The sequence below is a fragment of the Trinickia sp. LjRoot230 genome (assembly GCF_964253315.1).
Lineage (GTDB): Bacteria > Pseudomonadota > Gammaproteobacteria > Burkholderiales > Burkholderiaceae > Trinickia.
The window spans coordinates 792,036-804,136 of sequence record NZ_CAXUQX020000002.1; the positions used below are offsets into that span (position 1 = coordinate 792,036).

The 12,101-nt window shown below is 59.6% G+C and carries 8 protein-coding genes; 4 read left to right on the plus strand and 4 right to left on the minus strand.

Annotated features, from left to right (window positions below; genetic code table 11):
- Both ACSQ20_RS22625 and ACSQ20_RS22630 read right to left on the minus strand, forming a co-directional pair.
- Positions 1-2,562, minus strand: coding sequence for a T6SS effector BTH_I2691 family protein (locus ACSQ20_RS22625; protein WP_436024415.1), 2,562 nt, complete (start codon positions 2,560-2,562; stop codon positions 1-3).
- Positions 2,563-2,580: 18 nt separating this feature from the next.
- Positions 2,581-3,381, minus strand: coding sequence for a DUF4123 domain-containing protein (locus ACSQ20_RS22630; protein WP_436024417.1), 801 nt, complete (start codon positions 3,379-3,381; stop codon positions 2,581-2,583).
- Between the two features lie 1,253 nt (positions 3,382-4,634).
- On the opposite strand from ACSQ20_RS22630, the gene ACSQ20_RS22635 reads away from it, so the two are divergent.
- The 4 genes from ACSQ20_RS22635 (at position 4,635) to ACSQ20_RS22650 (ending at position 10,148) form a co-directional block, all read left to right on the plus strand.
- Positions 4,635-6,041: an aspartate aminotransferase family protein gene (locus tag ACSQ20_RS22635; protein ID WP_436024419.1), complete on the plus strand. Its 1,407-nt coding sequence runs from the start codon at positions 4,635-4,637 to the stop codon at positions 6,039-6,041.
- 58 nt (positions 6,042-6,099) lie between these two features.
- Positions 6,100-7,179 (plus strand): tartrate dehydrogenase, encoded by a 1,080-nt coding sequence (locus ACSQ20_RS22640; RefSeq protein WP_436024421.1) that lies wholly within the window; start codon positions 6,100-6,102, stop codon positions 7,177-7,179.
- 22 nt (positions 7,180-7,201) lie between these two features.
- Positions 7,202-8,674, plus strand: a complete 1,473-nt coding sequence (locus ACSQ20_RS22645; RefSeq protein WP_436024423.1) for an NAD-dependent succinate-semialdehyde dehydrogenase — start codon at positions 7,202-7,204, stop codon at positions 8,672-8,674.
- A gap of 127 nt (positions 8,675-8,801) precedes the next feature.
- Positions 8,802-10,148, plus strand: a complete 1,347-nt coding sequence (locus ACSQ20_RS22650; protein ID WP_436024425.1) for an aminotransferase class III-fold pyridoxal phosphate-dependent enzyme — start codon at positions 8,802-8,804, stop codon at positions 10,146-10,148.
- A gap of 18 nt (positions 10,149-10,166) precedes the next feature.
- Here the strand turns inward: ACSQ20_RS22650 and ACSQ20_RS22655 are convergent, their stop codons facing one another.
- Together ACSQ20_RS22655 and ACSQ20_RS22660 are read right to left on the minus strand one after the other, a co-directional pair.
- Positions 10,167-10,880, minus strand: a complete 714-nt coding sequence (locus ACSQ20_RS22655) for a YceH family protein (protein WP_436024427.1) — start codon at positions 10,878-10,880, stop codon at positions 10,167-10,169.
- Positions 10,881-10,902: 22 nt separating this feature from the next.
- Entirely contained in the window at positions 10,903-12,021 is a 1,119-nt protein-coding gene (locus tag ACSQ20_RS22660; RefSeq protein WP_436024429.1) for an NYN domain-containing protein, read from the minus strand.
- Between the last annotated feature and the right edge of the window lie 80 nt (positions 12,022-12,101).

Consider the following 12,101-nt stretch of genomic DNA (forward strand, 5'->3'; position numbering starts at 1 on the left):
TCAAGAGAAAATTGCGGCGAATGCCTTCTGGTCTTCTTCCAGGCGTTCAAATCTTTCGCTACTCACCTTTATGCCGAAATAAGACCGTTCCAACCATTCATGCAATTCGCGCCCCTTGAGATAATTCATCAAAACACCTATAAGGGCGGCAAGTAAAAGCAGTGGCAGCGTGAGAATTGGTGAGAGGAATGCAGAAATTATCAAAGCAACGCCCGCCACACCCGAGGCAACATAGAGCACAGTTAATATCGTATTCCCGTGCGCATCTTCATCGTACGCATGATAAAAATCGATAGCCGCTGATACGAACCCAACCACGGCTCCACCGAACTTTCCAGCAACTCTCAGGAATCGCCCGAACCCTGCTAGTCGTTCCGACAGCTTGACACCTCCTTTCTCCAACTGCTCAAGCGCAGAGCCGCCATACTGCGCGACGCTTGCGGTAAGCCCAGCCACCGCATTGTCGAACTTGATGGCATTCTCGGTCGCGTTAAACCGGTTTGACTTCTTTAGCTCTTCCCGCGCCAACCGCAGATTGATCGCGTTAAAAATCGCCCCGATGCCCGCAAATGCCGGCTCACCTCTGGCCATCAGCCGAAACTTCGGCAGGTAGATATTTTCAACGACATCCGGCGTCAGCATCGATGCGGCCATTTGCTTGGACACGCTAGGCGTGCCCTTGACGCTGGACAGGTTCGCGGCTTCCTGCTCAGCGCTTTGAACGGGTATGAACTGTTTGACCTTCACTTCCCAATCCTTGTCACCAGGCGCAGCCTTCTCGCGCAGCTTCGTTTGCAAATCCCGCACATCGATTTGTTGCCGCCCCGGCATCATCTCTTGCATCTGTCGCGCGATGTAGTTCACCCACTGATCGGGTGAGCCCCATAGCGCTTTGAACTCAAACAGCTTTTTCGTGCGCATGCACATCGCCGCGTAGATTATTTTGGCGACCGTTGTATCCACGCCGGCGCTCACCGCTTCGACAATCGGGCCGCCCGCCTGTTGCAGAAGACGAGCGACCGAGCCGGCGAGGGCGCCTGGGAGGCGAGGGTCCGCCTGTTTCGCAACTTCCTCGATCTGGCTGTAGGACTCAATGAGCTTGGCGATAAACTCTCGAAGTTCGATGTACGGATAGCTCGACGCTTGCTTGACCTTCTCGGCCAGAACGGGATGGTTCAGCACGAGCGCGCGCAGCAGCGGGTTGCGCGTATCCGTCACATCGCCATTCGCCCATTTGACGAGCACATCGACCGTTTCCTTGCGGTCCGCCGCGCCTTCGATGCACCCGATGAACGTGTTCGTGTAGTTGACGCCGCTGCGACAGTTGCCTTGTTCGTAATCGAATTGAAAGACATTCAGCAACGCGGGACTCGTCAACCAGGCTTGATGGTCCTGCGATAACGGTACAAGTGTGCTCGCCTGCTCGTGCTTGAGCGCCTCGGCCATGCGCTCTTTGAAGTCGACGATGGCCTGCTGCCGATAATGCATCGTGTACGGCTTCCACGCTTCGGGGCCCGCGCTGACGAGGTCCGCTTGCTTCATCGCCTCGATGCGATTGAGCTGCTTGTCGAGCAGCTTGCCGCCATCGAATATCGCACTGGCTGCCAGCCCCTGATACGTATTGGCCTGCATCAACCGGACGCCACTTTCCACATCCTCCTTCGCCGACGCAATCACCGCGTCGTGCAGCGCATCAATGGCGCTCGTGGCCCAGATACCGTGTTCGTACGGTTCAAGCGTGGCGCCGAACGCGAGCCGCTGCTCGAAGTTCAGCTCTTGCGTGATGCCGACCGGATCCCACAGCGCGAAGATGAGCCCCTTGTCGGGCGTAATGGAATCCATCGCCTGCTTCAGCGCGGGCCCTTGTCCGGTGCGATGGTGGTATGTGAAGCAAGCGCTTGACAATGCCTCGGGCGGGCTGCCTTTGTATTCGCTGAGCAGGTCTGCGACGTGTGTCACGGTCTCCGTGTGGGGCTGCTGCGTGCTGCCGTTGAACCACCCGGCCGCGTCGAATGTTTGCATTCGCTTGTCGCGACAGCCCATGAAATTGGTCGCGTATCGGTCGCGCACCTGCTTGGTCCAGCGTTCCTCGCTGAAAGCCAAGTAGACCACGCCTGCCCTTTGCGCATCCTCGATGGTGATGCACTGCGCCAACTGCGCGTGTTCGGGCTGATGACAACTAAACGGCCGCTCGAAGCCACGGTCAATGTTCAGGTCAACCGGAAACTCGTACAGGTATCCCTCGGCGGTCACGGCATAGGCCTGCCATCGCCCGGTCTTCGGGTAGAACACATACACGTAACCGTAGCGCAGCGTACGCAACGTGTACTTGGCCTTCTTGAGCGCAATACTCGTTACGCCTTCGCCGAACGTACTGCCCATCAGCCTCATCGCACCGGTCGAACCGTGCGCCTTCGTATCAGCGAAGGCTGAGTACCGGACAGGAAGAATCGGCAGCCCTTTTTTCTGGCACATAGAGCAACTGCCGGACTCGCGCGTGGACGCCTGCATTGCCGCTATCGTCAGTTGCCTGATAGTCGAGAAGTCGAAGTCGTATGCCATATTCTTGTCTCGTTCAAATCATTGGTATTGGATGCTCGCGCGCGCAATGGCATCCCAGTCGCGTTGGGTCCAATGAGCGACCGTCTCGGCGTAAGAGTGCTCGGGCGCCTGCAACACGGTCCGCACGCGCGGGTGCCGGTCGAAATAGGGAGAGACAACGGTGCCGTGAAGCACAAAAGCAAGTAGATCCGAGCCTGAAAGGCCATAGGTCTCGCCCTTCATCAACTGGGCGTCGAGCAGCGACGGCATGTCAGCCGTGATTGCGATTCCGTTACCGCGCAGCGTATCGAGCGAGCGCTCGATGACCTCAATGCGGGTGAGTTGCTTGTACTGTTTGTTCGTGGGTAAAAACGCGTCGTTCGGGCTTTGGGCGCCTTGCATGGCCACCCATCCCGCGTCCCGGTCGAGATAAGTCCACCGAGCAACAGGCCCCATCAGCGCACCCAGTTGTTCGGGTTTGAGTATCCATTGCAGATGCGCAAACACGCGTGGGTCGTAGAAGCGGAAGATTGCAGTCCCTTCCGTTGGCTTCGGCAATACCAAGCGCTCAGCAAGATGCCGCTGCAGCCGATGGCTGGCTTTGTCGCATTCGAGGATCGCGCATAGAACAGGCGGGGCGCCGGACATTCGGTCTTGCTTGGCGCGCTCGCGTAGGGCCGGCAATTGCTCGCCGGGATGTTCGGCGCAATAGAGCACCGGCGCCGCCCCTGCCAATTCGGGCCGCGCTTCGGGAACGAGCTCACCGACCTCATAGACTGGCGGCACATTGGAAAGCTCAAGCTTGCCATTGAGGGGCTCGACGATAACGTAGTGAATCATGTGGGATCTATACGAGACCCGCCGACAACTCGCCGCGGCAAGCGCACCCGCGCTCCCAAAGGAGACTCCAGTATCAGCGCTGTGTTTACCTGCTCGATGCCCGCAGCGATTGCGAGCGTATCAGCGAGCCTACCCATATCGATTACCCCTTTTTCAATCGCATCGGCGAATTAAAAGAGCGGCATCATAAATTAAAAAATGGCGCAATTACAACGACGCGCTAATTTTCAGACTATCTCAAAATTCACTATGAATAAGCCGGGCATTTGTGCCGGAGAAAACATTTCTCTTTTTGAGATAGCGTCGACCGTAAGCAGTTTTTACTCAAACGAAATCACGGGGTAATCGGTAGGCAACGCTATACCAGAGGGCTTTTCGCCGTCTCGACGTGGTTTTCCCCTTAGCGTTATACGCATTCCGTTGTCCGCGCTGCGCGCGCCGGCAAGCCGCTTACATCCAATGACTTGTGAGCTGGGCTAGACTCGTGCACACCTACTTTTTTTGTGCAATACGGACGTCATTTGGGAAGACATTATCACCTTCGTGACCGGCGCCAGTGAGAGTCAGAAGATCTGTACGGTGTGCCAGCAATTGTGGGCGCGCGAGGTCTAGATCGCGGACGGCCGACAGGGCAAGCTCAAAATTCACTCCGTGATTGCTCGTGAAGTTGGAGCACTCGCTGGGGTCAAGTCGATCGAATGGCGGAGCAATCGTGCCGTCGGGGCATCAGAGCACGCTGTCGATCTGATCAATTGAATCGGACGAGATCGGAAATCGAGATCTATTTCCATGTGCTCAGGAGCGGCCGCGAAGTCGAAACCCCGCAATTGGCCGCGGTTGATCGGATTGAGCGTGCGCTGGCCCTCTTCTTCGGTTCGGATGAAATTCGTGGCGCTCATCTGTTAGCAAAAAGAAGATACCAACGACCACGCCGAACATGAACGAAGTCGTGCGGCTCATCGCGCAGATCGGTAGATTCCTCGGCTGAAAGGGCGACGGCGAGCCGGGCGCAAAGGTCATCTGGCGTGGCCTTGATAAAGTTCTCTCCGCTGCCTACACCCTACGTGCGGTGGCCTACACTAGGACCAGCGTGCAATCGCGCCTGCTCATCCACCGCGCAAGCACAATATGCTGCGCGCACCCCGCAAAAAACCGCACTTGCGTTTTTCCGGTGCGCATTTTGCGAGTCGGCCAAAGTGTCTCTCTCGTAGTATGGGAATGGTCCAAAGCCCATTCCGAGAAGAGAACCGCATATGTCTATTCCATCGCTCATCGAGGCCGACCGTAGGCATCTGATTCACCCCGTCGTCAGCTATCGCGCGCATGAAGCGCGCGGCGTCACAGTGCTTGACTCGGCCCAGGGCGTGTTCCTGCGCGACATCCACGGCAAGGAACTGCTCGATGCCTTCTCCGGCCTCTGGTGCGTCAACACCGGCTACGGTCATCAAAGCATCGTCGAAGCCGCGACGAAGCAGATGGAGCGTCTGCCCTACGCAACCGCCTACTTCCATTTCGGCTCGGAGCCCGCAATCGAGCTCGCCGCGAAACTGGTCGAACTGTCGCCCGCGTCGCTGGAGCACGTGTACTTCACGCTGGGCGGGTCGGACGCCGTCGATTCCGCACTGCGCTTCATCACGCATTACTACAACGCGACGGGCCGGCCGTCGAAGAAGCACATCATCGCATTGCAGCGCGGCTATCACGGCTCCTCGTCGATCGGCGCAGGCCTCACAGCGTTGCCGGCGTTTCATCGCAACTTCGACCTGCCGCTGCCGACGCAGCATCACATTCCCTCGCCCTACGCGTATCGCAGCGGTTTTGCCGACGACGCCGCGCTGATCGCCGCCTCCGTCGCCGCGTTGCAGGAAAAGGTCGCCGCACTCGGCGCGGAGAACGTCGCCGCGTTCTTCTGCGAGCCGATCCAGGGCTCGGGCGGCGTGATCGTGCCGCCTTTCGGCTGGCTGAAGGCGATGCGCGATGCGTGCCGCGCGCTAGACATCTTGTTCGTCGCCGACGAAGTCATCACAGGCTTCGGCCGCACCGGCCCGCTCTTCGCGTGCGAAGCCGAAGGGGTCGAGCCGGATCTGATGACGATCGCAAAAGGCCTGACCGCCGGTTATGCGCCGATGGGCGCAGTGCTGATGTCGGACGCCCTCTATCAGGGTATCGCCGATGGTGACATGGCGGCAGTGATCGGCCACGGGCATACGTACTCGGCCCATCCGGTCAGCGCGGCGATTGGTCTCGAAGTGCTTCGTCTCTATGGCGAAGGCGCGCTGCTTGCAAACGGCATGGCTCGTGCGCCGCGCTTCGCGCGTGGTCTCGATGCGCTCCTCGCGCACCCGCTCGTGGGCGATTCGCGGCACCGCGGTCTGCTCGGTGCGCTGGAGTTGGTGTCCGACAAAGAAACGAAGCAAGGCTTCGATGCATCGCTGCAACTGCCCGATCGGATCGCGACTGCAGCCTACGACAACGGTCTTGTTTTTCGCGCGTTCGGCGACAACATTCTCGGCTTCGCCCCGGCGCTGTGCTATACGGAAAGCGAATTCGATCTGTTGTTCGAACGTCTGGAAAAAACGCTTGATGACGTGCTCGCTCAAGCCGACGTCCGCGCAGCACTTAAGGGTTCGGTCGAATTCAAACGCACAGCAACTGCGTGACAGCCTTGCCGTTACGCAAACTCATTCATTCCCGAACCTTTCGGACCAGGAGACACCCATGACCCGCAACTATCGCATCGCAGTGATTCCCGGCGACGGCATCGGCAAAGAGGTCATGCCCGAAGCGGTGCGCGTGCTCGATGCGGTCAGCAAGCGCTATGGCATTGGTTTCGACTATCAGCATATCGAGTGGGCAAGCTGCGATTACTACGCGCGGCACGGTCAGATGATGCCCGACGACTGGAAGGCGCAACTCGGCGACGTCGACGCGATCTTGTTCGGCGCAGTCGGCTGGCCCGATACCGTGCCCGATCACATTTCGCTATGGGGTTCGCTGCTCAAATTCCGCCGCGAGTTCGACCAGTACATCAACCTGCGTCCCGCGCGTCTGTTCGACGGCGTGCCCTCGCCGCTCGCAGGCCGCAAGGCGGGTGATATCGACTTCATGATCGTGCGCGAGAACACCGAAGGCGAATATTCGTCAGTGGGCGGAATAATGTTCGAAGGCACCGAACGCGAATGCGTGATGCAGCAGTCGATCTTCACGCGTCATGGTTCCGAGCGCGTGCTCAAATTCGCGTTCGATCTCGCGCAGCGCCGGCAGAAGAAGATCACCGTCGCGACCAAGAGCAACGGCATTGCAATCAGCATGCCGTGGTGGGACGCGCGCGCAGCAGAAATGGCCGCACGTTATCCGGATGTGACGTGGGACAAGCAGCACATCGACATTCTTTGCGCGCGCTTCGTGCTGCACCCCGACCGCTTCGATGTGGTCGTTGCCACCAACCTGTTCGGCGATATCCTCTCCGACCTTGGCCCTGCCTGCACTGGAACGATCGGCATCGCGCCGTCGGGCAACCTGAACCCGGACCGTACATTCCCGTCGCTGTTCGAACCCGTGCATGGCTCCGCACCCGACATCGCCGGCAAGGGCATCGCCAATCCGATTGCGATGATCTGGTCGGCAGCGATGATGCTCGATTTTCTCGGCACAAGTCAGGGCAAAGAACACGAAGCGCACGACGCGATGCTCGCTGCCATCGAAGCCGTACTCAAGGAGGGTCCGCATACGGGCGACCTGGGCGGCAATGCGACTACAGCAGCAGTCGGGGCGGCAATCGCGCACCGGCTGGGTTAATGGATATCACAGGAGCGTTGTCATGACGAAGCGATACGAACTGAGCGATTTGATCCGCAGTGACAACTTCATCGACGGCCGATGGGTCGCCGCGGCCGCGGGCAAGCGCTTCGACGTCACGAATCCAGCGACGGCCGAAGTCATCACGCGAGTCGCAGACAGCGATGCCGCCGATGCACGCGCAGCCACCGACGCCGCCGCCCGTGCATTCCCGGCGTGGCGCGACACATTGCCGAAAGAGCGCGCGGCCGTGCTGACTCGCTGGCATGCGCTGATGGTCGAGAACGCCGACGCGCTTGGACGCCTGATCTCGCTCGAACAGGGCAAGCCGTTTGCAGAAGGACGCGGCGAGGTGATGTACGGCGCGTCGTACGTCGCATGGTTCGCGGATGAAGCGACGCGCATCTACGGTGACATCATCCCGCAGCAGCAGCGCGGCAAGCGCATGAGCGCGATCAAGGAGCCGATCGGTGTGGTCGCCGCGATCACGCCCTGGAATTTTCCGCTTGCGATGATCGCACGCAAGATTGCGCCCGCACTGGCGGCGGGCTGCACGGTGGTTGGCAAGCCCGCCGAAGACACGCCGCTTACCGCGCTCGCGCTCGTCATGCTCGCACATGAGGCCGGCGTGCCGCCCGGTGTGCTGAATCTGCTTTCGGCATCGCGCGAGAACGCTGCACCCGCCGTTGCCGACTGGCTCGCTGACAGCCGCGTGCGCAAGATCACATTCACCGGGTCGACGTTGGTCGGCAAGTATCTGGCCCGAGAATCGGCGGGCACGTTGAAGAAGCTGTCGCTCGAATTGGGCGGCAACGCACCCTTCATCGTGTTCGATGACGCCGATCTCGACGCGGCCGTGACAGGCCTGCTCGCCGCGAAATTTCGCAACGGCGGGCAAACCTGCGTGAGCCCGAACCGCGTATATGTGCAATCTGGCGTGTACGAGCGTTTTGCCGATCTGTTGACAACACGTGTTGCCGCGTTAAAAGTTGCGCCTGCAACCGATCCCGCTGCTCAGATTGGCCCGATGATCAATGCGCGCGCGATCGACAAGATCGCGCGTCACGTCGACGACGCCATCAGCCACGGCGCGCGCGTGCTGACGGGTGGCAAGCGTTTGACGGAGCTCGGGCCGAATTACTATGCGCCAACCGTCTTGGCGGACGCAAAGGCCGGCATGCAACTATGCTGCGATGAAACGTTTGGCCCCGTTGTGCCGCTGTTTCGTTTCGATGACGAAGCCGAAGCCATCCGCGCCGCCAACGACACGTTGTTCGGCCTCGCATCGTACTTCTATAGCCAGGACTTGCGCCGCATCGATCGTGTCTCCCGCCAGCTGGAAGCGGGCATCGTCGGCATCAACGAAGGTGCGCTTGCGAGCGAGGCCGCGCCGTTCGGCGGCGTGAAGGAATCGGGCTATGGCCGTGAAGGTTCGAAATATGGCCTCGACGATTACCTGTCGATCAAATACCTGTGCCAGGGCGGCCTCGAATAAGCGCATAAGCGTTCATTACGGCCCATTCTGGCGTCGCGCGCAATTTCCGGGCATTTCCTGAGCGACGATTGTTTTCGGCGGTCTCGCACCGCCGTTCACTCGAATATCAATCGCTCAAGGAGTCACCGTGACCTATCGCGACGCGCGTTTTTGGCACCCCATGGGCCATCCCAATGGCATGCATACGCAAAAGCCCATTCGCATCATCAGAGGCGACGGCTGCTATGTCTATGACGATAACGACCACAAACTGATAGACGGCGTAGCCGGTCTGTGGAATGTCAACGTCGGCCACAATCGCCCCGAAGTAAAAGCGGCCATCACCGATCAACTCGACGAACTCGCCTATTACCAACTCTTCGATGGCATCTCGCATCCGCGTGCCGAAGCGCTTTCGGTTGTGCTCACCGACATCGCCGAAAAGGAAGACATGCGCCGCGTGGTGTACAGCTCGGGCGGCTCGGACGCATGCGAGACGGCGCTCAAGCTCGCGCGGCAGTATTGGCAATTGGCTGGCGAGCCGTCGCGCACCAAATTCATTTCGTTGAAGCAGGGCTATCACGGCACGCATTTCGGCTGTGCATCCATAAACGGCAATACCGTATTTCGGCGCAACTATGAGCCGCTGATGCCAGGATGCTTCCATATCGAAACGCCGTGGCTGTATCGCAACCCCTTCACGGACAGCCCCGATGAACTCGCCGCGATTTGCGCCACGCTGCTCGAACGCGAAATCGTCTTTCAAGGGCCGGACACGGTAGCGGCATTTATCGCCGAGCCGGTTCAAGGCGCCGGCGGCGTCATCGTGCCTCCCGCAAGCTACTGGCCGAAAGTGCGCGATATCTGTGACCGCTATGACGTGCTGTTGATCGCCGACGAGGTCGTGACCGGGTTCGGCCGTACGGGCTGCATGTTCGGAAGCCGCGGCTGGGGCGTCGCGCCCGACATCATGTGTTTGGCGAAAGGCATCTCAGCTGGGTATGTTCCGCTCGGCGCCACGCTCGTCAATGGCCGCATCGAACGCGCCTTTCATCAGAATGAAGATGCTCGCGGCGCGCTGATGCACGGCTATACCTACGCCGGCCATCCCCTCGCCTGTGCTGCCGCTCTCGCGACACTTCGCATCGTGCTCGATGAAGATTTGCCGGCCCGCGCCGCAACGATGGGCGCCTATATGCTCGATCGATTGCTACCGCTAACGGAGCGCTGCGCAGCGGTTGGTGACGTTCGCGGAAAAGGGCTGATGATGGCAATCGATCTCGTGAAAGATAAGCGCACGCGCGAGCCAATCGATGCGTCGAGTTCATATGCGCGCGATGTCGCGACCGTCGCGCGCCGAGCTGGCGCATTGGTGCGGCCGGTGGGCAGCCACATCGTCATCTCGCCGCCGCTTACCATCGAACGGGAACAAGCAGACGTACTTATCGAAGCACTGATAGAAGGACTCGAAAGCACACCGTTTCGCGCGGCATGACGGCCTGCGCATGAGCATTCACGAATAACGGCTGTCGTCTTCGAAGGCAATACCGAGTTGGGTGGCCATATACTCCACCTGCTTTCGAAGACGACTTACCTCCGCCTCCAACTGCATCTGCTTGACTCTCAGATCATCCAACTCGCTCGGCGACACCCGCGGTTCGATAGCGTCTTGCCCTGAGATTTCATTCGTACTTGGCTCATCACTGACCTCACCGCATAGCAAATGCATCCAGCGGTTTTCGCGCGCGCCGGGTGCGCGCCGCAACTTCGTCACGAACGGGGGCTCGGCTGCAGCGAGCTCTTCAAGAAAGGCTTCCACCGATGAAATGTCGGCGAAGCTATGCAACCGTGCGCTGTTTAACCGCAACTCGGCAGCGGTCTGCGGACCACGCAGGAACAATGTGGCAAGCAGGGCGCTCGCCTGGCTTGGAATACCGAGCACACGGTTGATGTTCTGTTCGAAGCGCGGGACGCGAGCGCTGCTTTCGATGACGAGGCTCAGGTGTTTGAGCGCATCGATCGCCGTCAATATTTCGGGCTCCGTCACGTTCATGACGGGGGACCGCGCTGATTTCTGATTGCAACCCGCGGTCAACGCGTTCAGGCTCAACGGGTAGGTGTCGGGCACAGTGTGCTGCTTCTCGACCAGCACACCGAGCACCCGCGCTTCGAGCGGAGTGAGGGCTCGTATCATAGATCGGCGAGACGCATCGGGGTTGGAGTCCATAGTGGTGTGGCATCGAATGAGATCAACTTTCGCTCGCAGCTTTGGCAGGCCGGCGGCTGCGCGCGGCCGACTTGCGCGGCGGCTTGACGGCTTCGGCTGTAATCGGGGTTGGGTTCGGCTCGACAGGAACCTCGTGCGATGCGACGGGCAACTCCAGTTGAGCCTCGTCGACAGCCGTTTTGGCCGGCTTCTTCGCCGTTTTGCGGCTGCGCTGCGCGGCCGCACGCTTTTCCCTAGGTGCTTTGGCGGGTGCCGCTGCGGTAGGCACGGGCGCCTCCGCCTGTGCGACCGATTCTTGCGCAACAGGTTGCGCCGCCCGGTAGACAAACGCGCCAGATTTCTCATCGCGGCCGACTTCAAGCAGGCCGCGTGCCTGCGCTTCTTCGATCAAGTTGCCGAAAGCGCGAAAGCCGTAATACGACTCGCTGAAATCAGGCTTGCGTCGCTTCATCGCACTCTTGAGCACCGATGCCCAAATCTTGCCGCTCTCGCCGCGCTCCGATGCCAGCGCCTCGAAGGTCTCGACAGCGAAGCCAATCGCCTCGCTCTTGCGTGCTTCCAACTCGTGCTTATGTTGCCTGTCGTCATCAGACGCGCGCTTTGCCGCCGCATTCGGTGCAACGTTCGCTGTGCGCGCCTCGCGCTTGGCACTCGCACGCTGCGCTTCGCGCACGAGATCATCGTAGAAAATAAATTCATCGCAGTTGGCGACGAGCAAATCGGAAGTCGAATTCTTGACGCCGACGCCGATCACTTTCTTCGCGTTCTCGCGCAGCTTTGAAACGAGCGGCGAAAAATCGGAATCGCCGCTGATGATGACGAAGGTATCGACGTGGGACTTCGTGTAGCAAAGATCGAGTGCGTCGACGACAAGCCGAATATCCGCTGAATTCTTGCCTGATTGCCGTACATGTGGAATTTCGATCAGCTCGAAACTGGCTTCGTGCATCGACGCCTTGAAGCTCTTATAACGATCCCAATCGCAATAGGCTTTCTTGACCACGATGCTGCCTTTGAGCAACAGCCGCTCGAGCACCGGCTTGATATCGAATTTGTCGTACTTCGCGTCGCGCACACCCAACGCCACGTTTTCGAAGTCGCAAAACAACGCCATGTTGACGCTTTCCTGAGGTAACGCCATGAATTCTCTCGCTGATGGGCCGAACCATGCGGCAGGTTGCAATGTGCACACATCATAGCGCCATGCCGGTCCCGCCCCGG

Bases quoted from the DNA above. Each gene is read 5' to 3' on its own strand.
- ACSQ20_RS22625 (WP_436024415.1), bottom strand. From the start codon at position 2,562: ATGGCATACGACTTCGACTTCTCGACTATCAGGCAACTGACGATAGCG.
- ACSQ20_RS22630 (WP_436024417.1), bottom strand. From the start codon at position 3,381: ATGATTCACTACGTTATCGTCGAGCCCCTCAATGGCAAGCTTGAGCTT.
- ACSQ20_RS22635 (WP_436024419.1), top strand. From the start codon at position 4,635: ATGTCTATTCCATCGCTCATCGAGGCCGACCGTAGGCATCTGATTCAC.
- ACSQ20_RS22640 (WP_436024421.1), top strand. From the start codon at position 6,100: ATGACCCGCAACTATCGCATCGCAGTGATTCCCGGCGACGGCATCGGC.
- ACSQ20_RS22645 (WP_436024423.1), top strand. From the start codon at position 7,202: ATGACGAAGCGATACGAACTGAGCGATTTGATCCGCAGTGACAACTTC.
- ACSQ20_RS22655 (WP_436024427.1), bottom strand. From the start codon at position 10,880: ATGGACTCCAACCCCGATGCGTCTCGCCGATCTATGATACGAGCCCTC.
- ACSQ20_RS22660 (WP_436024429.1), bottom strand. From the start codon at position 12,021: ATGGCGTTACCTCAGGAAAGCGTCAACATGGCGTTGTTTTGCGACTTC.